Here is a 25,167-nt window from a genome sequence, read left to right as displayed (position 1 = left end):
TGTCCTTGCCTCAGTACCGGATCCGGGGATCGAGCAGCGTGTAGGCGACGTCGATCAGGAGGTTGACGACGACGTAGATCAGCGACGTCAGCAGGATCATCGCCTGGATCACCGGATAGTCGCGCGCCAGCACCGCATCCACGGTGAGGCGGCCGATGCCAGGGATGTTGAACACGCTCTCGGTGACGACGACGCCGGAGATCAGGAGCGCGAAGCCGGTGCCGATCACGGTGATCACGGGCACGGCGGCGTTCCGCAGCGCGTGCCGCATCATCACCGCGACCTCGTTGATGCCCTTGGCGCGCGCCGTTCGCACGTAATCCTCGCCGAGCACATCGAGCATTGCGGCGCGCGTCATGCGCGCGATCAGCGCGATGTAGATGAAGGAGAGCGCGCAGGTCGGCAGGATGATGCGCTCGAAGAACGCGCCGAAGCCGGCAGAGATGCTCTTGAAGCCCTGCACCGGCACCCAGCGCAGGTCGATCGCAAAGACCTCGATCAGGACATAGCCGACCACGAACACCGGCACCGAGAAGCCGAGCACGGACAGGCCCATCACGAAACGGTCGATCCAGGTGCCGTGCTTCCAGGCCGCGATGACGCCGAGCGGCACCGCAACGATGACGGCGAGGATGATGGTCGACAGCGCGATCGAGATCGACGGCTCGACGCGCTGGCCGATCATCTTCATGACCGGCAGGTTGGAGATCAGGGAGGTTCCGAGATCGCCGTGCAGCAGCTTGCCGACCCAGGTGACGAACTGCACGATGAGGGGTTCATTGAGGCCGAGCGAGGTGCGGATGCGTTCCAGCCGTTCCGGTGTCGCATTGTCGCCGGCGAGGATCGCGGCGGGGTCGCCGGGCGTCAGCCGCAGCAGCAGGAACACGAACAGCGCCACGACGCCCATCACGGGCACCGCAGCCAGAACGCGGCGAATGAGATAACCTAGCATGCACCTATCTCCGGCTGCAGATTGTGGGGGGCCGAGAGGCGCCCGTGGATTCGGTCGTGTCTATCATGCGCGCCTCTCTCTCGGGCTGGAAGACCCGGCCGGAGAGCCGTCCTCGTGGGGCAAATTGTGTGCCAAGGGCAGGGCGGTCGCAAGGGGCCGCCCCGCATCGATTTGCGACCACTCAGGATGCACGACGCATCTCGCGCTCAACCCCAAGTTCGCCCCGAAATGAGGGCACGGTTGGCGGTGCGTTGAGCCCGCGCCAGCCGTCGATGGTTCCAGCGATCATCTGCGCGGTCGCGGCCGACAAGGTCCAGCCGAGATGGCCGTGGCCGGTGTTGAAGAACACGCCGGGCATCCGGCCCGCTCGCACCACCGGCATCATGTTCGGCATCATCGGCCTGAGCCCGGCCCACGGAATGATGCGAGACGTCTCGACCGCCGGAAAATTGCTGCGCACCCAGTCGACCAGCGGCTGCACGCGATCGGCGCGGATGTCGCGGTTGAAGTCGTTGAACTCGGCCGTGCCGGCCACACGAAAACGATCGGCGCCGAGCCGGCTGGTGACGATCTTGGCGGCCTCGTCGAGCAGGCTGACGGTCGGCGTCGCGTTGCGGCTCTCGGCGGTGTCGAGCTGGACGGTGATCGAATAACCCTTCACCGGATAGACATTGACGCGCTCGTCGAGCATCGCCGCGAAATGACGGCTGGCAACGCCGGCGCAGACCACGACGCCATCGACCTTCAGCATGCCGCGCGCGGAGGCGACCGCGTCGCTTGCGCTGAGATCGGCCCAGCCGATGACGAAGGCGCCGCGAGCTTGCGCGATGGAATCGATATTGGCCTCATGGATGAAGGTTGCGCCGCGCCGCTTGCAGGCCTCTGCCAGCCCGCGCGTGAACTTGTGGATGTCGCCGGTAGCATCCGACGGCGTGTAGAAGCCGCCGTAATAATCCTTGCGCAGCGTCGGCTCGATCGTGCGGATTTCTTCCGGCGTCACCGGGTGGCGATCGAGTCCGCCTTCCTGCAGCAGCGCATTGACGCGCAGGCCGGATTCAAAACCCTTCTTGTCGTGATAGATGTGGAGGATGCCGCGGCGTTCGAGATCGAAGTCGATGCCTTCGCGCGTCGCGATCTCGAACAGGTGCTTGCGGGCTTCGATCGCGAGCCGCGTCGTCAGAATCGTATTGGCGCGGTAGTTGCCGATATTGGCGACGAACTCGCTCATCCACGAATATTTGTGCCAGTTCGGCCGCGGGTTCATCAAGAGCGGCGCATCGCGCCGGAACATCCAGCGCAGGCCTTTGAGGATCGTCGCGGTGCTGTTCCACACCTCGGCATTGCTGGCGGAGAGCTGTCCGCCGTTCGCAAACGAGGTCTCCATCGCGGCGTAGCGATGCTTGTCGAGCACCGTGACCTCAAAGCCGCGTTCGAGCAGGGCATAGGCGGTCGTCACGCCGGTGATGCCGGCGCCGATGATGGCGATATGTGTCATGTTGAGCAGGGGCTCCCGTGAGTTAGGATAGGCTAACCGCCGGCCCGAAAGCCGTTGGCGGCGCCCCATCTGTCACGGTTACCTGAGAGCTTGATCCGGCGCGGACCTCGACGAGGCAGAACCTCACGAGACCTGCGCAGACTATCCCCTTCGGTGGACGTCACGACGTCGATCGTGCCGTCTCTCTCCAGATCGTCCTGACGATACAGTCCTTTTGCCTGAGAGTTTCCGGGGCGGTTGCTCCGTCGGCGCCGCAATGAAAGCTGGATGCCTTCATTGCGATCTCTCCCGCATCGTCGCGTGGACCATCGAGCAGTACGATGCGCCTCATTTTTAGACAAGGCCAAATTTCATCCGCGACTGCCAACGCATTGTGCAGTGCGAAGTTGATTCACTTTAGTCGAGCGTCGCCAGCAGTCCCGCCATCAGGCGGCCGCGTTCAACCAGGCTATCGACCTCGATGAACTCTTCGAGCGTGTGGCCATTGCCGCCGCGCACGCCGAGGCCGTCGAGCGTCGGGATGCCCATCGCGCCCGTGAAGTTGCCGTCGGAGCCGCCGCCGGAGCTCGCATGCGGTAATTCCGCGCCAAGAGATTTGGCGATGCCGCGCGCCTTTTCATACAGCGCCATGGTACCGGCATCGGGCTCCCACACCGGCCGCGTCACGCCACGTGTCACCTTGAAGGAGACATCATTCGCCGTGCCCGAGAGCGCAAGCATCCGCTCGACGCCGCGGTCGAGATCGGCCTGGCGCTTGGCCATGGACAGCGCTTCGCCGGTGGCGGTCGTGGCAACGCAATTGACCCATTGCCCGCCATGCACGACGCCGACCGAGAAGGTGCAGTCCTCCGTCGTCATCGCGTCGATCGCGAGAATCTGCCGTGCCATCTCGCGGATCGCCGAGCGTCCCGCCGACAAGGTCGCGCCGGCGTGGCTCGGCCGCCCCGTCGCTTCCAGATTGAAGCGCGCGATCGCGTACCGTCCGGTGGTGACGCCGTTGTCGGCGCGGCCGGGCTCGGGCACCAGCACATATTTGTTGCGCGCGGCTTCCGCCTCGATGATGTCGCGCGTGGAGGGCGTGCCGACTTCCTCGTCCGGCGTGAACAGGATGGTGATCGGAAGCGGCGTGGTGAAGGACGCGCGCGCCAGCTGCCGGATCGCTTCCAGCGACAGATAGTTGCCGCCCTTCATGTCGTAGATGCCGGGGCCGTAGCACTTGTTGCCCTCGCGCCGCCATTTCAGCTTCTCGATGGTGCCGACCGGGTGGACGGTATCCATGTGCCCGGCGATCAGGATGCCGGGTTCGCCTTGCCTGGGATGCGGGAAGCGCGCGCGAACGACGCCGCCGAAGCCCTGACGGCCGGCGATGCGCTCGATGGTCGCACCCATGATCGCCATATCCCGCGCTGCGATATCGAGCATGCGGTTGACCGCGCCCGCATCCCAGGTCGGGCTTTCGCATTCCACCCAGGTGCGCAGGCCCTCGAGCATCGCCTCGGAATCGAAGGGAAGATTGGCTGGATTCATCTTAATGTCTCTCAAGCTTCGAAAGATGGAATGCGCATTGCATCAGCGCGGGCAGGACAAGCGGGGAGAGTTGTAGAGCCAAACCGATCTTTGTGGAGCCCGTGCATGCGCCGCAAGGGCTTGCACCGAAACCGGATTGACGCGCTCAAGACTGTCTGCAAGTCTCGAAAGATAAAGGCATTGCATGAGGTTAGTTCGCCTAGGGAACGAACCGAATGCTCAACCAATAACCCGCCTTTGAACAGTTTCACGTCAGGAGAAACTTTCTATGTTGAGCTTGATGCGCCGGGGGCGACGCGCGTTCGCCTCCACACTCGCGCTGTCGGTCGTCGCGCTCTCGACGGCGATGGCATCGCCGGTATTTGCGGCCGGCAAGACCATCACCGCGGTGATGCATTCGGATCTGCGCATCATCGATCCGATCTTCACCACCGCCTACATCACGCGTGACCATGGCTACATGGTCTACGACACGCTGATCACGACGGATGCGAACTTCAAGATCCAGCCGCAGATGGCGGATTGGAAGATCTCCGACGACAAGCTCACCTACACCTTCACGCTGCGCGACGGCCTGAAGTGGCATGACGGCACGCCGGTCACCGCCGAGGATTGCGTCGCCTCGCTGAAGCGCTGGGCCGCCGTCGACGGCATGGGCCAGCAGATGATGACCTTCACGGCCAGCATCGAGGCGACCGATCCAAAGACCATCACGCTGAAGCTGAAGGAACCCTACGGCCTGGTGCTGGATTCGATCGGCAAGCCGTCCTCGCGCGTGCCCTTCATGATGCCGAAGCGCCTCGCCGAGACGCCGCCGGACAAGCAGATCCCCGAGCAGATCGGCTCCGGCCCCTTCAAGTTCGTGCAGGGCGAATTCCAGCCCGGCGTGAAGGCGGTCTACGTCAAGAACACCGACTACGTGCCGCGCAAGGAGCCGGCGAGCTGGACCGCCGGCGGCAAGGTGGTGAAGGTCGATCGCGTCGAGTGGATCACCATGCCGGACTCGCAGACCGCGGTGAACGCGCTGCAGTCGGGCGACATCGACTTCATGGAAGTGCCGCCGTGGGATCTGCTCCCCGTGCTTGAAGGCAATTCCGACCTCAAGGTCGAGACGCTGAACAAGTTCGGTTACCAGACGCTCGGTCGCATGAACTTCCTCTATCCGCCCTTCGACAATCCGAAGATCCGCCGCGCCGCCTTCCTGGCGATGAACCAGAAGGACGTGCTCGACGCGCTGGTCGGCAACCCGAAATACTACAAGATCTGCGGCGCCTTCTTCATCTGCGATACGCCATTCGCGACCGACGTCGGTTCCGAGACGTTGGTCAAGGGCAACGGCATGGCGGAAGCCAAGAAGGCGCTCGCCGAGTCCGGCTATGACGGCACGCCCGTCGTGGTCATGGTTCCCGGCGATGTCGTCACGCTGAAGGCGCAGCCGACCGTCGCGGTGCAGCTGCTGCGCGAAGCCGGCTTCAAGGTCGATGCGCAGGCGACCGACTGGCAGACCGTTGTGAGCCGCAGAGCCAGCCAGAAGCCCCCGAAGGAGGGCGGCTGGAACATGTTCTTCACCAACTGGGTCAGCGCCGACGTGTCCAACCCGATCTCCAATCTCTCGATCGGCGGCCAGGGCAAGAAGGGCGGCTGGTTCGGCTGGGCGGAAGACGCCAAGATCGAGAAGCTGAAGGACGACTTCGTCCGCGCGGCCTCGCTCGACGATCAGAAGAAGATCGCGACCGAGATCCAGAAGGAAGCCTATGACCAGGTGATCTACATCCCGCTTGGTCAGTACCTGGCGCCGAGCGCATGGCGGAAGTCGCTGTCCGGCGTGCTCGACGGCCCGGCGACGCCGATCTTCTGGAACATCGACAAGTCCGAGTAAGGCCAAGTCAAACCGAGTCAAACCAAGGCGCGTCTGGCGCCTTTGGTCCCGATCATCAAGCGGCGCCGCTGTCGTCAGCGGCGCCGCTTTCCAGGAGAGCTTCAATGTTCCGACATTTGCGTCGTGCGTTCGCCTCCGGAGTTGCGCTTTCGGTCTCGGCGCTCTCAGTCTCCGCGCTTTCAGTCTTGGCGCTTTCGGCTCTGGCCACGCCGGTTCTTGCCGCAGGCAAGACCATCACCGCGGTGATGCATTCGGATCTGCGCATCCTCGATCCGATTTTCACCAGCGCCTATATCGCACGTGACCATGGCTACATGGTCTACGACACGCTGATCGCGACGGATTCCAACTTCAAGATCCAGCCGCAGATGGCGGACTGGACAATCTCCGACGACAAGCTGACCTACACCTTTACGCTGCGCGATGGCCTGAAGTGGCATGACGGTACGCCGGTGACGGCGGAAGACTGCGTCGCCTCGCTGAAGCGCTGGGCCGCCGTCGACAGCATGGGGCAGCAGATGATGCTGTTCACTGCGAGTATCGAGGCGACTGACCTCAAGACGATCACGCTGAAGCTGAAGGAGCCGTATGCGCTGGTGCTGGACGCGATCGGCAAGCCGTCCTCGCGCGTCGCTTTCATGATGCCGAAGCGTCTGGCCGATACCCCGGTGGACAAGCAGATTCCCGAGCAGATAGGCTCCGGCCCCTTCAAATTCGTTCCGACTGAATTCCAGCCGGGCGTGAAGTCGGTCTATGTCAAGAACACTGATTACGTACCACGCAAGGAGCCGCCGAGCTGGACGGCCGGCGGCAAGGTGGTGAAGGTCGACCGCGTCGAATGGATCACCATGCCGGACGCGCAGACAGCGTTGAACGCGCTGCAGTCGGGCGACATCGATTTCATGGAAGTGCCTGCCATCGAAATGTTGCCCACCATTGAGGCCGACAAGGACCTCAAGGTTGATATCCTGAACAAGTTCGGATTCCAGACTGGTGCGCGGATGAATTTCCTCCATCCGCCATTCGACAACGTCAAGGTTCGTCGCGCGGCATTCCTGGCGGTCAACCAGAAGGACGTGCTCGATGCTCTGATCGGCAATCCCAAATACTACAAGACGTGCGCTGCGGCCTTCATCTGCGACACGCCGTTCGCGACGGAGATTGGCGGTGAGGTCCTTGCGAAGGGCGGCGACATGGCTGCGGCCAGAAAGGCGCTGGCCGAGTCGGGCTACGACGGCACACCGGTCGTGCTCATGGCGCCGGGCGACGTCGTGACGCTGAAGGCTCAACCGATCGTAATGGCCCAGCACCTACGCGAAGCCGGCTTCAAGGTTGATTTGCAGGCCACCGATTGGCAGACGGTGGTAAGCCGGCGCGCCAGCCAGAAGCCTCCGAAGGAGGGCGGCTGGAACATGTTCGTCACAAACTTTGTCAGCGCCGACGCCTCGAACCCGATTTCCAACATCGCCGTCGGTGGGCAGGGCACGAAGGGCGGCTGGTTCGGCTGGCCGGAGGACGCCAAGGTGGAACAGTTGAAGGACGCCTTCGTCCGCGCCGCCTCGCTTGACGAGCAGAAGAAGATTGCGGCCGAGATCCAGCAGGAAGCCTACGACCAGGTGCTGTACATACCGCTCGGCCAGTATCAGTCGCCGAGCGCATGGCGCAAGTCGCTGAGCGGCGTCATCGACGGCCCGGCGACCCCGGTGTTCTGGAACATCGACAAGTCCGAGTGAGGCACGCCGGAACCCGGGCAAGGGTGCTTCCTGCACCTTTGGTGCCGATCAGCACGCGACGCCACCCGTGATCAGCGGCGCCGGTGTCTCCTGGCGGTCCCCGTGGAGGTGAAAGCCGGGGAGCTTTTAAGTCTTCCAGACTCCAATGATTGCTATTTGTTTCCAAACTGAAATAGATGGCTCGTCTTCGAGTATCACTTTCCCTTCCATCGTTTTGAATCTGTTGATCTGATTCCCGTGCCGATCGATTTTGCACTCCAGGCGATGGCCGAACGGTCGGATCGCGCGCCGGCGCGCTGGCGGCGGCCGCTGCTGCGCTGGCTCGACGGCGTGGAGGCCGGCTGGGCCGTGCCGCTTCTCATTGCGTGCTTCGTTGCGGTCTGGACGCTGTATCTCGCCATCGCCTATGCCGGCGGCGGCCTGCATCCCGATACGCTCGAAGCCTGGACGCTGGGGCGGCACTTCGCCTTCGGCTATCACAAGCATCCGCCGCTGATGGGCTGGATCGCAGCCAGCTGGACCGCCGTCTTCCCGGTCAGCGACTGGTCGCTGCAACTGATGGCGATGGTGAACGCGGGCCTCGCGCTGGTCTTCGTCGATTGCGTCGCGCGGCAATTCGTGACCGGGCACAAGCGCATCCTGGTGCTGCTGCTGCTGATGCTGACGCCGGCCTATCAATTCCACGCCCAGCGCTTCAACGCCAACGCCGTGCTGCTCGCGACCTGGCCGCTCGCCACATGGTGCTTTCTGCGCGCGTTCGAGACCAGGTCCGCCGTCTGGGCGGTCGCGCTTGGATGCACCGCGGCGCTCGCCATGGTCGGGAAATATTACTCGATCTTCCTGCTCGCGAGCTTTGCACTCGCCGCGCTGGCGCATCCGGCGCGGCGCGCCTATTTCACCTCCGCGTCGCCGTGGATCTCGGTCGTCACGGGGCTCGCGGTGTTGTCGCCGCACATCCACTGGCTCGCGACCACGGGGGCATCGACCTTCACCTACGCGCTGAACCATGCCAACGGCAATGCCGTCAGCTCGCTCGACGACGTGACGAATTTCCTGCTGGGATTGGTCGCGGCCATCAGCGTCGCGGCCGTGCTCTGGGTGCTCATCGCGGGCACGCGCCTCAAGCAGTTCCCGGCCGACTTCGTCGCGATGAGCCTGAGCCTCCGGCTTCTCTTCTACGTGGCCATCGGTACCGTCGCTCTGCCGGTGCTCACGGCGCTCGCGATGGGGACGGATTTGCCGTCGCTATGGGCCCTGCAGGGATTGTTCCTGTTCGTCGTGCTGATCGTCTGTGGTGCCCGTTACCCGCTCGAACGCTTCTACACCGTCAATGTCACGGTCATTGTCGCCGGCGTTGCGCTTGTCGCCGTGCTGGTCGCCGCACCAATCCATGCCGTCTATCGCAACAGCCGCGGTTATGAAGAGGGACGGAACCTTTACGCGCAAGCGGCTGGCGAGCTCACCCGGCAATGGCGCGAGCTGACCGGCGAGCCGCTCGGCGCCGTCAGCGGCGACGATTCGCTCGCCTTCGCCACGGCCTTCTACAGCCCCGATCATCCGCATTATGCGCGGCCGTTCGAGCACCAGTACGACTGGGGCTTGCCGCGAAAGACGACGCTCGATCGTGGCTGGGCCGCGCTCTGCTTCCGTGGCCAGGATTATTGCGGCCGCTGGATGGAATTTGTGTCTTCGCGCGCCGGGAGTTTTGTCCGGCGGGAGTTCACCGTGCAGGCCTCGCTATGGGGCCGGCCGGGCCTGAGCCGGGACGTCATCGTGCTGATGGTGCCCCCGCGTGCGAACAGCGGCGCATCGCCCGAAAGCGCAGAGCTGGAGTTCGGCGCCAGCAGGCGCAGCCCGGAATAGGGCGCATCTCTCAGCAGTGGCTGTCGCGCACCCGTTCAAGGCCTTCGCTTGCGAAGGGAGGTGTGAAGGCGGGCTGCTTGGCGCCAACAGCCTTTCGCTGCGCCTCAGTCGGTTCCGACGCGTGATCGGTTTCGTTGCGTTTCGGTTCCATGAGGCGACCTCTCGAAAATGCTGCAGGACAACATCGAGGCGCCTGCGAAGTTCCTCACACGATCGGGCGATGATGCGGCTTGAACAGCCGCCCCTTCTCCACCACCAGAACGATCGCCAGCGCCGCAAGCGTCGACAGGAAGAATCCGATCGAGAACGGCAGCAGCGTGCCGTCGAAACTCTGGCCGATCGCTGTTCCGACCACGATGCCGATCAGCGTCGTGATCGAGCCGTAGAGCGAGGAGGCCGTGCCGGCGATGTGGCCCTGCGGCTCCATCGCAAGCGCGGTGAAATTGGCGACCATCATGCCGAACGAGAACATCATCAGCGCCGACAGCACCATGAACAGCGGAAGCGGCAGCACGCCGAGGATCTCGGTCAGCAGCATCACGCCGGCGACCACGGTGTAGAGCGTCAGCGCGCCGTGCGAGATCACGCGCATGCCGAGCCGCCCGACCAGTTTTGCGTTGAGGAAGCCGGCGACCGCTGTGCCGGCCGCGATCGCCGCGAAGGCGAGCGGGAAATAATGGCCGAGGTGATAGATGCCGGTGAACACCTGCTGGGCCGAGAACACGAAGGCGAACAGCGCGCCCATGACGGCGCCGGCGGCCGACGCATAGCCGATGGTCTGGCGGTTGGTGACGGTCTGGCGGAAGGCCGACAGCACATCGGCGGGCGCGAGCGACCTGCGTTCCGTCTCGGGCAGCGTCTCCGGAAGCCGCCACACGCTCCACGCCAGCGCGATGATGCCGTAGAGCATCAGCACGACGAAGATGCCGCGCCATTGCGTGACCAGCAGCACGGCCTGTCCGAACGAGGGCGCGATCACGGGGACGGCGATGAAGATCATCATGGCCAGCGACATCACGCTCGCCATGCGGCGGCCGGCATAGCAGTCGCGCACGATCGAGGTCGCGATCACGCGCGTCGCCGAGGTGCCGAGGCCTTGCAGCGCGCGGGCGAGCAGCAGCGTCTCGAACGAGGGCGCCGCGACCGCCAGCACGCTCGCCACTGCATAGACCGCCATGCCGCCGAGCAGCACCGGCCGGCGCCCGAACCGATCGGACAATGGACCCATGACGAACTGACCGGCACCGAAGCCGATCAGGAAGGTCGACAGCACGAGCTGGAGATGATTGGCGTTGGGAATGCCGAAGGCCGCCCCGATATTGGGCAGCGCCGGCAGCATCATGTCCATCGCCAGCGGATTAAGCGCCATGATGGACGCAATCACGACAACGAATTCGGGAAATCCCATCGGACGGTGCCCGGAGGACACCCAGTCGTCGGCATTGACGTCGGACAAGCAGCTCACCCCTGATTTCAAAGGCCATATCTAAGGTACATGCTGCATCGCACAACCCATGTTTTGGGATGGCTGTCCGGCGGGGCCGGGGACGGACAACAAATGGTGAAGACGTCGCTGGCTCAGGCAGCCCGGGATCAGCCCGCGCGACGTGCCTGTTCGACCAGATCGAGCGCCAGTCGGCCGGCCGTGTCGACATAATCGAGATCGCGATGGATCAGCATCACGGTCGTGGCGCCGTCGAGTAGGATCACGATCTGCCGCGCAAGCCCCGCCGCGCCGTGAATGCCGTGGTCACGTAGCTCCGTCTCCAGCCACGCCTCAAAACGCTTCTTGTGGGCCGCGCCGGCCTTGACCGCGGGGTGTGCGGGCGTGTTGGCGAGCTCGGCGATGGTGCGCAGGAAGCCGCAGCCGCGCCACTTCGGCGTATCCACCGATTTGCCGAGCCTGGTGAAGAGACCGCGGACCTTGTCCGCTACCGTTCCGTCGGTCTCGGCGAACCAGCGCATGTAGAGCTCGAGCGTCGGCTGGTCCCGGGCTGCGATGGTTTCGGCGACGAGCTCGTCCTTGCTGGTGAAGTGATAATAGAGCGTCTTCTTGGTGACGCCCGCCTTCTCGGCGACGGCATCCATGCTGACCGCCCTGATGCCCTCGCCATAGAACAGGCGCGTCGCCGCGACGACGATCTGCTCGCGTGTGCTGTCACCCCTTGGCGTCATCGGCGCAATGTATACCGCCTAGTGAGTATACACAACAGAACCGCTGTGGCTGACTTCCGCGCCTGTTCGCGCCTGGAAGGAGCCTGCACTTGCCTGATCTCGTACTCTCGGAAACACGCGGCGCCGTCGCATTGCTGACGTTCAACCGCCCGAACAAGCTCAACGCGCTGAGCTACGCGCTGATCGATCAACTGATGACGATGCTCGACCGCATTGAGGACGACGAAGACATTCGCGCGGTCGTGCTGACCGGCGCCGGAGATCGCGCCTTCTCCGCGGGCGCCGACATCGCCGAGTTCTCCGAGAGCGTGAAGGCCGGTCCCGATGCCGCGGCAAAAGCCTTCGTGCGGCGCGGGCAGGCGATGACGGCGCGCATGGAAGCGTTTCCGAAACCGGTCATCGCCGCCGTCAACGGCATCGCCTTCGGCGGCGGTTGCGAGATCACCGAAGCCGTGCATCTCGCAATCGCCAGCGAGCGCGCCACATTTGCAAAGCCGGAGATCGCGATCGGCATCACGCCGACCTTCGGCGGCACGCAGCGCCTGCCGCGGCTCGCGGGCCGGAAGCGGGCGCTGGAATATCTTCTGACCGGCGATTCCTTTTCGCCGCAACGCGCGCTCGAGATTGGATTGGTCAATCGCGTCGTCCCGCACGAGCAGCTCCTGGACGCCGCTCTCACGCTGGCCGGCCGCATCACGCGGCATTCGCCTCTCGCGGTGGCCCGGGTCATCACCGCTGCCACCCGCGGCCTCAACGTCTCGATCGCGGAGGGCCTCGCCATCGAAAGCGAGCAGTTCGCACGGATGGCAGCGACGCAGAACACGCGCGAGGCGCTCGATGCGTGGCTGGCCGCCCGCGCGTCGCGATAGGCGATGGTTGGAAACCAGGGATTCACCATAACCGCGGGGACAACCCATCGGAGAGATGAATCCGCAACGCATCCTGTCCAATGTGGCCAGACCGGGCGCCGGGTCAGGCGCCGAGGGAACTCAGGCAACAGGCAGGGTATCAGACGTGTCCGACATCACCGGAACTGCACGATGGTCGGGACCGTCGGCCGACATGGCCGGCAAGCGCAACGCCTGGCTTGCCTGCCTGATCGCGCTGGTGGCGGTGTTGGTGATCGGCAATCTCGCCAACGATAGCGCGCTCGATGTGAATTACGGCTGGGACGTCCGCGTCAACTGCGCGGCCGTCGATGCGCATGTCGACGGGCTCGATCCGTACTACGTGAAAAATCTGAAGGGCACCAAGCTCTCTTATCCCTATCTGCCGGTGACGCTGGACGCCTTTCGTCCGCTGTGCGCGGGCGGCTTTCTCGTCGGGCATCACCGCGGCGTCTTTCTCGTCATCGCCGTGCTCTGCGGCCTGGTGCTGCCCGGGATCGGCCGGACGCGCAGTCTGCGTGATGTGGCGCTGCGGAGCCTCTATGTGCTCGGCGCCTTCGTTGGCTTCGAATGGGTGCTGGCCTCGGGCAATTTCGCGATCCTGGGCGGCGGACTAACAGCCGCGGCACTTGCCCTTCTGCTTCGCCCCGCGAAGCCCGACGATCGAAATGACGTTGTTCGGATTGCAGGGGCGGCGCTGCTCGGTCTCGTGATGTCGTTCAAGCTGGTGTTCTGCCCGGTCCTGGCCGCGCTCTATTTCCTGCCGCTGTCGCGGCGGCGGAAACTGGTCCTGATGATTGTGGCGGGCCTCGGCTTCGCGCTGCCGATCCTGGCTTCGATCGTCTTCTATCCAGGCTTGTTCTCGAGCTGGCTGCTCGCGATCACGGGCGGGATCCCCGGTCAGCATTCGGTCCAGATCGAGGAAACCAATCCGTCGCTGCTGCTTCTGGCCCAGACCATCGTGGACCATGTCGGACTTGTCGACAGCAAGCCGCTCGTATTCGCCATTTACGCGCTGGCGGCGACCGCATTCGTGCTCGCGCCGCTCGGCTGGTCGCTGCTGCGTGCGATCCGCAACAATGAGGGATCGTTGCCGGCGCGCCTCGACCGCTGGCTGATCGATCATCCGCAGGCCGCGATGCGGATCACGGTGCTTGCGATGTACGGCCTCTATCTCTGCTCGCCACGCCTGAAGGAATATGCGCTCTTCGAACTCGCGGTCTACGCCGCCGTCCTGATCGTCGATCTTCCGGCCGCGGCCCTTGCAGCCGTGCTGACCATCGGCGTTGCCGTGCCGACGCTGGTCTCGATCACGGGCATCACGATCGAAGGTGGCTTCGTCCAGGTCGCGGTCGCGCTGATGTGCTTCTGGATCCTGTTGCTCGATTTTCGCGCCGAGCCGACGCGTCTCGAGCAACACGGCGTGCGTCCATGACGAGCGTTGCCTCGTCCGCAGATGCGGGTGAGGGGCGGCCGCTTGCGGCCGGGATGCCGCCGAGGGGCCGGCTGAGCCGCTTCCTGCTGATTTTGGCCGTATTGCTTCCGACCGCCGTCGCCGTCGATCTCAGCGTCAACAACACCTTCGGCTCGGACGTGCGGGTCAACTGTGCGGCGGTGGACGCCCATCGCGAGGGACGCGATCCCTATTTCGTCAAAAACCTGAAGGACACCGATCTTTCCTATCCCTATCTTCCAGTCACCCTCGATGCCTTTCGGCCGCTCTGTGCCGGCGGCTTTCTGGTCGCGCACTACAAGGCCATCTATCTCGTTCTTGGGCTGATCTGCGTCCTGCTGCTGCCCGGTCTCGGCGGGAGGCGCGAGGGCCCGCGCGATGCCGTGCTGCGTGGCGTGTTCACGCTTGGTGGATTTCTCGGCTTCGAATGGGTTTTGGCGAGCGGCAATTTCGCGATGCTGAGCGGCCTGCTGACGGCTGCATCGCTTGCGCTGCTGCTGCGTCCCGCGCAGTCCGAAGGGCACGGCGACGCGAGCTTCGTGCCGCAACTCGCCGGTGCGGCCCTGCTCGGTCTCGTCACCTCTTTCAAGCTGGTGTTCGTTCCGGTCCTCGCCGCGCTCTATCTGCTGCCGCAACCGAGACATCGGAAACTCGTCCTGATCGCGGTGGCGGCAGGCATGTTCGCGCTGCCGATTCTGGTGTCGGTGGTGTTCTATCCGGAGCTGTCTTCAAGCTGGTTGAACGCGATCCTCGGCCAGATTCCCGAACAGCACTCGCCGGGAGGCGAGGACAATCCGTCGCTGCTCTTCTTCGCCCAGACGCTTGCCGACCGCGTGTCGCGCGCCGACAGCAAGCCGGTCGTTGCCGCGCTCTACGGGCTCATTGCGGTCGCGCTTCTGCTCGCGCCGCTCGCCGTCGTCGTGTGGCGCATGGTCAGGGCACAGCGCAGGGGCACGAAGATCCCGCCGCTGAGGGCGCTCGACGACTGGCTGATGGATCATCCCGACGCCGCGATGCGCATCACCGTGCTCGCGATGTACGCGCTCTATCTCTGCGCGCCGAGACTGAAGGTCTATGCCTTCTTCGAGGCGGCGCTCTATGCCGCCATCCTCATCGTCGATTTGCCCGCGATGATGATAGCGGTGATGCTGACAATGGCGATCGCCATCCCCTTCGCGGTGGCGGTCGCGGGCGTTGCGTTCGTGGACGGATTCGACTTGCTCACGGTCGCGATCGTCTGCTTCTGGATCATGCTGTGGACGCAGTCGGCCTCGTCAGCGCAGGCGGTGCGGGCCGGTGGGGGCGAGACGGCACGGCGCGCGGGTGCCGAGGGATTTTAAGTCCCAGGCCAAATAACAGATTGCTCGAAGAGCCCGTACCAAGCAGTGCGATGCGCGGCGAGTGTCCGACGAGGTTGCCGTTGATATCCGCGATCAAGCCCCGAGCGTAGTTCTGACCTTCGTAAAGATCAGCATAGCGCAATCCATGCATGCCGCGATCAGCACCCCAATAAAAACAACAAACGTGTCGATGTTTAAACCAAAATTCGAAACACTCGCATACCTGCCAATTGTGGTCCAAGCCCGCTTCGCGAACTCAAGCTTCGATAAACCGGCGTCGACGATTCCGACACGCATCGGAAAATTCCGCAGGTGCTCGAGCATTTCGATGTCAAAGATCGTGAATTCTTCGGGGACCCTCTCTGGCCAAACCTTGAGCCAAAACCAGAGCGAGAGATCTTTGATGGGATTTTTGGTAGAGACGTGAGAGTCCATAAAGAAATCATCATATATTCCAACAGCCCTTCGTGGACCTCCCGTATCACGCATCGTTCTGCGAATTCTTCCACTATCACCGTAGGCAACGCAACTGTCTCTGGTGGAGCAATCGTTCGTGGAAAGAGCATAGAGATCATCTGGTTGGAAATAATCATTGGTACTAGAAGTGACCGTGCGCCCACCGGTCAGTTCGGCGCGATAACCGACACCCTCTGGAATGAGGAAAACAGTCTCCTTCCATTCGCGTACGCGTTTGGCGCGGTCGAGCAGTTCGGAGAAGCTGGCTTCTCTCGCAAACGTTTCCAAAAACAGCCAGCATGCCTCTTGCGGAAGCAGAAAGCCGAGTGATCTGAATGGTGGTGCGACTACCTCAATAAATTTATGCTCTCTGTCATCACGCAGCCGGCGCTTGTACTCTTCAAGGCATTTATTCTGAACCGCAAATTCATCCGAGTACTCTGCAGTGTCCTCGCGAACCCGGAGTTGCGCGCCATATCCGCTGAAGCCCGCCTTCAGATACCAATCCTCGTTGAAATGCAGGACGTATTTATCCTTATTGTAGGGCTCATAGTAGAAGGGCGTCTTGATGACAAAGATTGGGATTTCTCGAAAAGAAACAATCTGTTGGAATTCTCGGTAAGAATAATTCGCGAACAGCCGTGTATCAGATAAGCGGCTTTGAAGTTGTTTCTGAGGGTCGTAGTTCAATATCCGAAAAATTGGTTGGTCTTGAAATGAGCCTGGCTCCGAATAGACCAGTGTCGCAATATGCCAGCTTTGGAAGCCAATAACGCTCCAGTAGACGATCAATGAAAATAGCAAAAAAACGTATGTGGTGCGGGCCCAACTCCGGAGATGGCGGCCACGCTCTCTGTCATGCTGTTGATCCCGTTTCTTTGCTTGAACTTGATTTTCCCGGCTTTGCCTCCATAACGCAGATTCCTTGAGCTGATACGTTTTCAGTTCAGGAAAACAATCGAGCAAATAGGAAATAGGTATTCCAGTTCCTCCGAGGTTGCTCGATCCGTCCCGCGTTCGCTTCATGATGCCGCAGACGTGCCAAGTATTTTGATTGAGAAGGGGAGCACCGCTTGAGCCCCCGATCACCTGCCCTCCCTTGAACTTTTGGAAGTATAAATTTTCGTTGCTCTCTTCGATTTGTTGCACGCCTTCATATTCAACTGTGACCGATTCACCCCGTATTTCGCTGGTTGGGATTTGTCTTCCTGCCGAGTCAAAGATAGGAAATCCAAACGAGTAGAAGCTGTTTCCTGACTCGGGAACGTCCCCCCAACAGACGTATTCGGGCGTGCTATCGCCGTCAGGGTCAATCTCTAGAAGCGCAACGTCCACCTTAGGATTGATAGAGGAAAGCCGCACCTTTGCGGTCCACTCCTTTCCTTCTCTACGTACGACGACTTCTTTGGCGGGCACATTCCCGTTTGAGACAACATGCGCACATGTCGCGACGAGTCCTGGAGCGACAAAAAAGCCGCTGCCAGACTTCCTTAGGTCCTTGGAGGTGATCTTGACGGTGCAGCTACGCAGCAGTTTGTAGATGCCGGAGTCGTAACTCACGTATTAGTTTTCCCAATTCAACGTGATCTTCAAGTTCGCCTTCGCAGTGCCTTTGACGAGTAGAGCCGTAAGTTTTCCAGATTCAAGGCCGACTTCTAATCCAAATTCGACGGATGCTTTCTTAGGCTTTATGACGTCTAAGGAGCTTGATACAGCTTTTGCAATTCCCTCAAGAGGGGCCGAAATGTCCCCAAAATCAAAGTCCTGTCCCGCTACATCGTACTCGGAAGGGAGCACTGTAGCTTCGACATGAACGGTGTTTCCGTTCGGCAACGTGACAGGTAGAAACCGGGTAGTCTCCATTGAAATACTCCGATTATGCTCAGGTCCGTACTCGGACGGCTGCTTCTTGTTTATAGAAGCATGCAATACATTGACGGAAGGGGGGCATCAACTACGGGGCGAGTTTTCAATGCGGCACAGCTGATGTAATCGTAAGAAGTGACCGGTCGTTCGTCACGTTGTCAAATGGTGCGGGCAGCCGGGGTCGAACCGGCACAGCGCTTGCGCACCGAGGGATTTTAAGTCCCTTGCGTCTACCAATTCCGCCATGCCCGCTTGATCCAACGAGATCAAACACTTAAGTCCTGTCCAGCGGTCTGGAATTGGCGCTGGTGCGCCGGACAGGCGGTTCTTCCTTAAGCGAGCCGGCGGCACAAGGCAAAGCCTCAATCCGGACATCTGGCCCTGCTTTAGGCATTCTCAATTCACGGGGACTATTTTTCCGGCCATGCCTGCTTCGCTTTCCTCTTCCCTGCGCGCGTGCTGCGCGGTTGCCGCGCTGGTCGCGGCGGGCTTCGCGCTGTCCGGCTGCGCCGGCGTGAGCGAGACAATCGCTCCGGCCTTCGCCGATCCCGCCCGATACGAATTGTACGACTGCAAGCAGCTCGAAGGGGAGCGCAAGGCGCTCGCCGACCGCACCGCCGATTTGCAGAAGCTGATGAACAAGGCGGAGACCGGGGCCGGCGGCGCCGTCGTGTCCGAGCTTGCCTATCGCAACGATTACGTCGCGGTTCGTGGCATGGCGCAGTTGGCCGACGACGCCTGGCGCCGCAACAAGTGCCGGGAAACGCCGCCCAATACGCCACCGGTGGCGGCCGCGCCGCAACGGCCGGACATCAAGCCCGCGCCGAAGCGCTGAGGCTTCCGCGTCCGTTAGTTTCTTTGAGCATGATCTCCGCGCAAACGCGTTCCGCGTTTGTCGCGAGGGAAAACCGCTGCGCACTTTTCCGGATCATGCTCTAGGGACGCCAGCCGTAGATCCAGTCCTGCCGCGCCAGCATGCGCTCCGGCCCGAGCGCGCGGATGGCGAGATCGCGCGCGAGCGCGAAGGGGCCGCCGAGATGATAGATCCGGCCCTGCTGCCGCGCGGTCCGCTGTACCTTCCTGACACGGACCTGACGTGCCAGGCCATATTGCTTCAGCGCAGCCGCGACGCTGCCTGCGTTCTCGGCAGCTTCGATGCTCAGATGCCGGGCGAGCATGGCTGCATCCTCGATCGCCATGCCGGCGCCTTGGGCCGCGAACGGCAGCATCGCGTGCACGGCGTCGCCGAGCAGGGCGACCGGGCCCTCGCTCCAGGGACATCCGTCCGGTACGCCGAACAGCGCCCATTTGCGCCAGCTCTCGACCGCCGCGAGCATCATCCGCGCCATCGGCGGCCAGCGTGGTGCGGCGAAGGCGTCCATCACCTCGGAGGGATCGCCTGGCGTGCTCCAGCCCGGCCTGTTCCAGGTGCCCGGCAGCACCGCCACCACATTGAGCTGGCGGCCGGCGGCGATCGGGTAGGCGACGAGATGGGCGTTCGCGCCCATCCAGAGCTGCACCCGCCGCGCGGTGTAGTCCTTGGGCAGCTGCGTGGCATCCAGCGTGCCGCGCCAAGCGATCAGTCCGGAGAAGCGCGGCTGCACCTCGGGAAACAGATGCTGGCGGACTGTCGACCAGATGCCGTCGGCACCGATCAGGGCGCTGGCGAGATCGCTGCGGCGGATGGTTCCGCTGCGATGGACCACTGTCAGTCCCTTGGCATGGGGGGCGACATCCTCGAATGTCGCGCCCAGTTTCAAGTCGATGTCGGGATGATCCGCGACGGCACCGGCGAGCGCGGATTGCAGATCGGCGCGGTGGACCACCCAATAGGGGGCGCCGGCGCGTGTGGCCGCGGCCTCGCCGAGCGGCATCCGCAAAAGTTCACCGCCGGCCCGCGCGCTCATGATCGAGACCGCTTCGGGCACGACAGCGCGCAGCTTCAGCCGTTCGGTCAGACCGAGCTCGACCAGCACGCGGCTGGCATTGGGGGAGAGTTGCAGGCCGGCGCCGACCTCTTCGAGCCGCTCGGCCTTTTCCAGCACGACGATGCGAAAGCCGCGGGCGGCGAGCGCAAGCGCAGCCGTCAGTCCTCCGATTCCGGCACCGGCAATGACGATCGTTCGCGGGAGAGCCACCCCTGACCGAGGTGAGCGGTCAGGCGACCTTGTCCTTCAAGACGCATTCCGGCGGACGGGCTTCGCCCGCTTTCAGGTCGGCCGCGAAGCGGTACAGCGTCGAGCAGTACGGGCAGATGATCTCGTTGTCGTTGCCGAGGTCCAGGAAGACGTGCGGATGATCGAACGGAGGGTTGGCGCCGACGCACATGAACTCTTGCGAGCCGATCTCGATGACGGGGACACCGGCATCGTTATGGAAGTGCGGGACGACATGGTCGGACATCGTAGTTCATCCTGGAGTGGCAATGGCGGCAGACACAATCAGCGGTGACGCGGCATAATTTCGACGCCGCGGACCATACTGATGGGTGCAGGTGATTGCTAGCCCGCCGGAACCGAAAGGTTCGCAATTGCCCCATGCTCATTTGCTCATGCAAATTCGACACAATCTTGCGGCCTGAGAGAAGCCCTTCTTTCGTCGGGGACGTTGTGTCGCAATTTTGGCATACTATGTCTGTGGACGCGTCCAATTGCGGCAAAAGACGAACGATCAGGCGCAACCGATCTTAGGCAACCGATCTTAGGACCGTCCAGGCTTTCAACATGAAGTGGCTGCGAATCAGCTCAGCGTTGACCGGGATCGCTGCATGCAGCCTTGTGCTCGCGCAGGTAGCACCGCATGCCCGCGAGGCCGGCGCGATTCTCGCCGCCCAGGACGATCCCGCCGCTCTGTCCGAGCTCAAGCTCGATGCGGCTCTCGCGAACAACGACCGCCTGGTCCAGGACAATATCGAGGCGGCGCTTGGTGCAGGCGATGCCGATCTCGCCGACAGTTTTGTCGCGCTCGCGCGTGACCGCAACATCGCGCTGCCCGATGATCTCCTGAGCCGGGTCGGCGATGCCGTCAAAACCGAAAATTCGACCTCGCATTTTGCCAAGCGTTTCGCCACGGGGCTCGTCACCGGCAATGCCGACGATGTCGCGAGCCTGTCCGGGACCGTGGCCGGCGATCTCTTCGTGATCGGCGATGTCAGGGACGTCGTCCGCGAGAGCAAGCATCTCGCCATGGGCGAGGACACCGATCGTCTCGTGCTCGGCCTTGCGACCGCGGGCCTCGCGGTGACGGCCGTGACCTATGTGTCGGCCGGAGGTGCCGCGCCGGTGCGGGCCGGGCTGACGCTGGTGAAGGATGCGCGCAAGGTCGGACGGCTCGGCGAAGGGCTCGCCGCATGGGCCGGCCGTTCGGCGCGCGACGTCGTCGACACGCCGATGCTGCAGAACGCCGTGGCCAAGGGTTCGGTGTTCCGCCCGGGCGAGACGGTGAGCGCGATCAAGGCCGCGTTCCGCGTCGAGAAGGCCGGTGCGCTGGTCCGGCTCGGCAAGGACGTCACGCGCGTGGCCGAGAAGACCGGCACGCGCGGCGCCATGGACACGCTGCGCATCGCAGAGGGCCCGAAAGACGTCGCGCGCGCGGCGCGGCTTGCGGAAGCGCAGGGCGGCAAGACACGTGCGATCATGAAGCTGCTCGGCCGCGGCGCGCTGCTGCTCGTCGGCGGCGCGTTCGATCTCACGCTGTGGCTGTTCGGTGCGGCACTGACGCTGTTCGGCCTGCTGTCCTCGATCAAGGCCACCACCGAGCGCCTGACGCAAGCCTGGTGCGATCGCAGGCGGGCCCGGCGGCTGCGCCGGGCACAGGCCGCCGCCGAGGCCGCTCTGGCCAGTGCGGCCGTCACGGCCTAAGATCACCCTTTCCCTCAAATCTGCGGAACTGCTGATGCCGAGCTTTCACAACGGCGCTGTTGAAATTGCCTATCTCGACGAAGGCGAGGGCGATCCGATCATCCTGGTGCACGGCTTTGCCTCGAGCAAGAACGTGAACTGGGTCTACCCGACCTGGGTCTCGGAGCTGCGCAAGAACGGCCGCCGCGTCATTGCGCTGGACAATCGCGGCCATGGCGACAGCGCAAAACTCTACGAGTCCGCGCAGTACTCGATTCCGACCATGGCCGGCGACGTGCTCGCGCTGATGGACCATCTCGCCATCCCGCAGGCCGACATCATGGGTTATTCGATGGGCGGGCGGATGACGGCCTGGCTTGGGCTGAACGAGCCGCAGCGCCTGCGCTCGGCGATCCTCGGCGGCATCGGCATCGGCGGCCTGATCGAGGGCACCGGGCCCGGCGAGAACGTCGCCAAGGCGCTGGAAGCGCCCTCGCTCGACGACGTCACCGATCCCGTCGGCCGCACCTTTCGTGCGTTTGCGGACCAGACCCGATCCGACCGCCGCGCGCTCGCCGCCTGCCTGCGCGGCACGCGCGATCTCATGACCAGGGAGGAGGCGGCGCGCATCGACGTGCCCGTGCTGATCGCGGTCGGTAGTCTTGATGATGTTGCGGGCTCGGCCAGCGCGCTCGGTGCGATCATCCCCGGCTCGGAAGTGCTCGATATCCCGGGCCGCGATCACATGCGCGCGGTCGGCGACAAGGTCTACAAGACCGGCGTGCTCGACTTCCTGTCACGCCGCGGCTGAGGCCTCGTCCGCCGGCTCGTCGTCGTCGCCGATCGACCGGAACAACGCCATCAGCACCACGAAGGTCGCAACCCACACCATGCGCGCGCCGTAGCGGTCGTGCGGCCCCGAGATGATGCCGCAGATGAAGGCGTTGCCGAGCAGCGCCAGCGTCACCGTCGCGGCCAGCAGCGTCAGATCGTCGAGCTTCCGATCGCCGAGCCCGCGTCCGAGCAGTGCGAGCAGTCCCAGCATCGAGACCAGTGCGACCGGCACGTGCAGCCAGTTGACGTAGCTGAAATCGAGGCCCCATTGCTGCTGCCGCGCCTCGCGCATCGCCGCCACCTGCGTCGGGATGTAGCGCTCGATGATGCCGTAGGTATGGGGAATCCAGCCGCTGGTGCCTTCGCCGGTCGCCACATGCAGCAATTGCTGCCCCATCGCGCGCAAGGCCGCCTCGGCCTGCCAGGCCGGATAGGCCGCGAGCGATTGCACGACGATGGTGCCCATCTCGTCGTTCATGCCCTCGAAGCGGCCGAGCGTGTTGAACATGCTGTGGCCCCACAGGAACTCATCGGCGGTCGCCGGCAGCTCGTTGCGATAGGGACAGAGCTTGAAGTTTTCGCGCGGGCAGTGGTCGTTCAAATATTGCGCAACGATGCCGTCCTGCATCATGCGGCCGAAGGCGACGCCGGTGCCGCCGGGCGTCCAGGCCCATTTGCCTGATAGCGCATGGTTCGCCGACACCAGCATCAAGCCGCCCACGACAATCGTCAGGCTCGCCTGCGCCAGTCCGGCCATCGGGAGGCGAGGCCCGAGGAACGGCCGCACCATCCAGCCGGCGGCGCACAGCCCGAGCAGCACGCCGAGCGTGGCGCTGTGGGTCGCGGCGGCAAAGGCGGTAAAGACGAACAGCGAGATCTTTTCGAGCGTCGACGTCCGGCCTGCGCCGACGATCAGCAGGAACAGCGACAGGATCGACAGTCCTGCAAAGATGTCGGTGAGCAGCATGCTGGCGAGCCAGGGCAGCGCCGTTGACAGGATCAGCAGCAGGCTGATCGCAACAAAGCGGAATGTCTGCATCAAGCCCAGCACGCGCAGCGTCAGCTGCAACAGCCACAGCGTCGCCAGCGACTGGATCGCGAGGTTGATCCAGAAGCCGAAATTCTCGCCGTAATGCAGATAGAGGCCGAACACGGTGGAGCGGCTGGGGACCAGATAGCCCTCGTACCAGCGCGCCAGATAGCCGCCGGTATCCCATTGTAACAGCGGATAGCCGTTCCAGAACGCCGGCGCGATCAGGAGGAGGGGCAGTGCCACCGCCGCCAGCCGCAGCCAAAAGCTATCCGTGGCGCGCCTGCGCAAACTGTCGGTGGTGATGCTCAAATCCGCTCCGTCCTCGTCCGGACCATGCCCGCAATAACGGTTGAGACGAAATTCACCAATAGTTTGACGCCGCCCGGCTTGAATTTGGCGCAACTCTGACCATTTCAAGCCGACCTTGCCGCTTGGGGGCGTTCCGGGAAACTCTTGTGTTTCAACGCGTTGGTATGCTTTCGCGGGGCAAGGCGCTGTTCACTCTCAGGCAAGCCGGTCAGGACTTTGTCGTCTAGACTGTGGTATAGACCCAGCCAAACGAGCCAATTCGAAAGAGCAGATCCCATGGCAGTGCATCAGGTCAATCCGGGAGGAAAGCTCGCAACGCTCGATCCGATCTGGGACCGGATCCGCGGCGAGGCGGAGGACATCGTCCATCGCGAGCCCGAGCTTGCGACCTTCATCTATTCGACGGTGCTGCATCACAGCCGCCTCGAGGATTCGGTGGTCCACCGCGTCGCCGACCGGCTCGATCACGCCGCGCTGTCGGGCGATCTGGTGCGCCAGACCTTCGACGAGGCGCTGCGCGACGATCCCGATTTGGGCAACGCCTTCCGCGCCGATCTCGTCGCCGTCTACGACCGCGATCCCGCGACCTCGCGCTTCATCGATCCCTTGCTCTACTTCAAGGGCTTCCATGCCATCCAGACCCATCGCCTCGCGCACTGGCTCTATCTGAAGGGCCGCAAGGATTTTGCGTATTATCTCCAGAGCCGCGCGTCCGCGGTGTTCCAGACCGACATCAATCCCGCCGCGCGCATCGGCCGCGGCATCTTCCTCGACCACGCCACCGGCTTCGTCTGCGGTGAGACGGCTGTGATCGAGGACGACGTCTCGATCCTGCACGGCGTCACGCTCGGCGGCACCGGCAAGGAGAACGAGGACCGTCATCCCAAGATTCGCCATGGCGTGCTGATCGGCGCCGGCGCCAAGATCCTCGGCAACATCGAGATCGGCCATTGCGCGCGCATCGCCGCCGGCTCGGTCGTGGTCAAGCCGGTGCCGCACAACGTCACCGTCGCGGGCGTGCCCGCCAAGATCGTGGGCGAAGCCGGCTGCGCCGAGCCGTCGCGCACCATGGACCAGATGATCAACGCGATGGGGCTCTAGACTCGCGCGTTAAGGGCCGGATTCTCCGGCCCTTTTCGTCCCCAAATTCTTTGGCAATTCCTGCTGGCGGTTCGCCGCGTCTCGTCCTAAAACCCGCCGACCAATTTTGATCGGAGACTTGCCGTGGACGTCAAAGAAGTCAGAAAGCTCGATGCGTATCTGAAACGCGTATTCGGCAATCCCAAGATCCGCGTCGTGCCGCGGCCGAAGAAGGATGACAGCGCCGAGGTCTATATCGGCGAGGAGTTCATCGGCGTGCTCTTCGTCGACGACGAGGACGATGATCGCTCGTTCCAGTTCCAGATGGCGATCCTCGAGGACGATCTGGTCGATCAGGAATAGTCACTTTCGTCATTGCGAGCGAAGCAATCCAGGCTGTCTCCGCGAAGGGAACCGGATTGTTTCGCTTCGCTCGCAATGACCGT

Annotated in this window: 21 protein-coding genes, 1 tRNA gene and 2 riboswitches; of the genes, 11 read left to right on the top strand and 11 right to left on the bottom strand. The window is 63.2% G+C overall.

The features are described from left to right. Positions 1–10: 10 nt before the first annotated feature. The 3 genes from NLM31_RS27955 to NLM31_RS27945 form a co-directional block, all read right to left on the bottom strand. On the bottom strand, positions 11–952 hold the full coding sequence (locus NLM31_RS27955) for an ABC transporter permease (protein ID WP_254132386.1): 942 nt from the start codon (positions 950–952) through the stop codon (positions 11–13). Between the two features lie 181 nt (positions 953–1,133). Continuing rightward, entirely contained in the window at positions 1,134–2,447 is a 1,314-nt protein-coding gene (locus NLM31_RS27950) for a D-amino acid dehydrogenase (RefSeq protein ID WP_254194339.1), read from the bottom strand. A 67-nt stretch (positions 2,448–2,514) separates the two neighbouring features. Next, positions 2,515–2,640, bottom strand: a riboswitch (glycine riboswitch). Between the two features lie 3 nt (positions 2,641–2,643). Further along, positions 2,644–2,748, bottom strand: a riboswitch (glycine riboswitch). Positions 2,749–2,843: 95 nt separating this feature from the next. Next, a complete protein-coding gene (locus NLM31_RS27945; protein WP_254194338.1) occupies positions 2,844–3,974 on the bottom strand; it encodes a M20/M25/M40 family metallo-hydrolase in 1,131 nt (376 codons plus the stop codon). A 268-nt stretch (positions 3,975–4,242) separates the two neighbouring features. Here NLM31_RS27945 and NLM31_RS27940 point away from each other — a divergent pair, with 268 nt between their 5' ends. The 3 genes from NLM31_RS27940 (at position 4,243) to NLM31_RS27930 (ending at position 9,449) form a co-directional block, all read left to right on the top strand. After that, a complete protein-coding gene (locus NLM31_RS27940) occupies positions 4,243–5,853 on the top strand; it encodes an ABC transporter substrate-binding protein (RefSeq protein ID WP_254194337.1) in 1,611 nt (536 codons plus the stop codon). Between the two features lie 104 nt (positions 5,854–5,957). Beyond that, positions 5,958–7,586, top strand: a complete 1,629-nt coding sequence (locus tag NLM31_RS27935) for an ABC transporter substrate-binding protein (RefSeq protein ID WP_254194336.1) — start codon at positions 5,958–5,960, stop codon at positions 7,584–7,586. Between the two features lie 264 nt (positions 7,587–7,850). Further along, complete coding sequence (locus NLM31_RS27930; protein WP_254196278.1) at positions 7,851–9,449, top strand: glycosyltransferase family 39 protein; 1,599 nt, start codon at positions 7,851–7,853, stop codon at positions 9,447–9,449. 205 nt (positions 9,450–9,654) lie between these two features. Here the strand turns inward: NLM31_RS27930 and NLM31_RS27925 are convergent, their stop codons facing one another. Next, on the bottom strand, positions 9,655–10,905 hold the full coding sequence (locus NLM31_RS27925; RefSeq protein WP_254132381.1) for a multidrug effflux MFS transporter: 1,251 nt from the start codon (positions 10,903–10,905) through the stop codon (positions 9,655–9,657). 137 nt (positions 10,906–11,042) lie between these two features. Then, positions 11,043–11,624 carry a TetR/AcrR family transcriptional regulator gene (locus tag NLM31_RS27920; RefSeq protein WP_254194335.1) on the bottom strand — a complete coding sequence of 194 codons (582 nt, stop codon included), beginning with the start codon at positions 11,622–11,624 and terminating at the stop codon, positions 11,043–11,045. Between the two features lie 89 nt (positions 11,625–11,713). Between NLM31_RS27920 and NLM31_RS27915 the strand changes: the two genes are divergently transcribed. The 3 genes from NLM31_RS27915 (at position 11,714) to NLM31_RS27905 (ending at position 15,304) form a co-directional block, all read left to right on the top strand. After that, positions 11,714–12,493: a crotonase/enoyl-CoA hydratase family protein gene (locus NLM31_RS27915; RefSeq protein WP_254194334.1), complete on the top strand. Its 780-nt coding sequence runs from the start codon at positions 11,714–11,716 to the stop codon at positions 12,491–12,493. Between the two features lie 145 nt (positions 12,494–12,638). Continuing rightward, a complete protein-coding gene (locus NLM31_RS27910; RefSeq protein ID WP_254194333.1) occupies positions 12,639–13,946 on the top strand; it encodes a hypothetical protein in 1,308 nt (435 codons plus the stop codon). Beyond that, a complete protein-coding gene (locus NLM31_RS27905; RefSeq protein ID WP_254194332.1) occupies positions 13,943–15,304 on the top strand; it encodes a hypothetical protein in 1,362 nt (453 codons plus the stop codon). The genes NLM31_RS27910 and NLM31_RS27905 overlap by 4 nt, the downstream gene beginning before the upstream one ends. Positions 15,305–15,397: 93 nt before the next feature. Here the strand turns inward: NLM31_RS27905 and NLM31_RS27900 are convergent, their stop codons facing one another. The 3 genes from NLM31_RS27900 to NLM31_RS27890 form a co-directional block, all read right to left on the bottom strand. Next, positions 15,398–17,320, bottom strand: coding sequence for a serine protease (locus tag NLM31_RS27900; protein ID WP_254194331.1), 1,923 nt, complete (start codon positions 17,318–17,320; stop codon positions 15,398–15,400). 3 nt (positions 17,321–17,323) lie between these two features. Further along, positions 17,324–17,623 (bottom strand): CU044_2847 family protein, encoded by a 300-nt coding sequence (locus tag NLM31_RS27895; protein WP_254194330.1) that lies wholly within the window; start codon positions 17,621–17,623, stop codon positions 17,324–17,326. A gap of 166 nt (positions 17,624–17,789) precedes the next feature. Next, positions 17,790–17,878, bottom strand: a tRNA-Leu gene (locus NLM31_RS27890). Positions 17,879–18,050: 172 nt separating this feature from the next. Between NLM31_RS27890 and NLM31_RS27885 the strand changes: the two genes are divergently transcribed. Next, positions 18,051–18,461: a twin-arginine translocation pathway signal gene (locus tag NLM31_RS27885; protein ID WP_254132375.1), complete on the top strand. Its 411-nt coding sequence runs from the start codon at positions 18,051–18,053 to the stop codon at positions 18,459–18,461. Between the two features lie 100 nt (positions 18,462–18,561). Here NLM31_RS27885 and NLM31_RS27880 read toward each other — a convergent pair whose 3' ends face one another. Further along, positions 18,562–19,764: an FAD-dependent monooxygenase gene (locus NLM31_RS27880; protein ID WP_254194329.1), complete on the bottom strand. Its 1,203-nt coding sequence runs from the start codon at positions 19,762–19,764 to the stop codon at positions 18,562–18,564. Positions 19,765–19,783: 19 nt separating this feature from the next. Further along, on the bottom strand, positions 19,784–20,029 hold the full coding sequence (locus tag NLM31_RS27875; RefSeq protein ID WP_007602543.1) for a zinc-finger domain-containing protein: 246 nt from the start codon (positions 20,027–20,029) through the stop codon (positions 19,784–19,786). Positions 20,030–20,349: 320 nt separating this feature from the next. On the opposite strand from NLM31_RS27875, the gene NLM31_RS27870 reads away from it, so the two are divergent. Both NLM31_RS27870 and NLM31_RS27865 read left to right on the top strand, forming a co-directional pair. Continuing rightward, the gene (locus NLM31_RS27870; RefSeq protein ID WP_254194328.1) at positions 20,350–21,486 is read left to right on the top strand and encodes a hypothetical protein; all 1,137 of its coding nucleotides are present in this window, start codon (positions 20,350–20,352) and stop codon (positions 21,484–21,486) included. Between the two features lie 34 nt (positions 21,487–21,520). Next, complete coding sequence (locus tag NLM31_RS27865) at positions 21,521–22,276, top strand: alpha/beta fold hydrolase (protein ID WP_254194327.1); 756 nt, start codon at positions 21,521–21,523, stop codon at positions 22,274–22,276. Here the strand turns inward: NLM31_RS27865 and NLM31_RS27860 are convergent. Beyond that, complete coding sequence (locus NLM31_RS27860; protein ID WP_254194326.1) at positions 22,262–23,641, bottom strand: hypothetical protein; 1,380 nt, start codon at positions 23,639–23,641, stop codon at positions 22,262–22,264. The two genes, NLM31_RS27865 and NLM31_RS27860, sit on opposite strands and share 15 nt — an antisense overlap. A gap of 276 nt (positions 23,642–23,917) precedes the next feature. Between NLM31_RS27860 and cysE the strand changes: the two genes are divergently transcribed. Continuing rightward, on the top strand, positions 23,918–24,742 hold the full coding sequence (gene cysE / locus NLM31_RS27855; protein ID WP_254132370.1) for a serine O-acetyltransferase: 825 nt from the start codon (positions 23,918–23,920) through the stop codon (positions 24,740–24,742). Between the two features lie 123 nt (positions 24,743–24,865). Next, positions 24,866–25,084: a DUF3126 family protein gene (locus NLM31_RS27850; RefSeq protein WP_007602550.1), complete on the top strand. Its 219-nt coding sequence runs from the start codon at positions 24,866–24,868 to the stop codon at positions 25,082–25,084. Positions 25,085–25,167: the final 83 nt, after the last annotated feature.

It is taken from the genome of Bradyrhizobium sp. CCGUVB4N (genome assembly GCF_024199945.1).
Lineage (GTDB): Bacteria > Pseudomonadota > Alphaproteobacteria > Rhizobiales > Xanthobacteraceae > Bradyrhizobium.
This window is presented reverse-complemented; position numbering and strand designations above follow the sequence as displayed.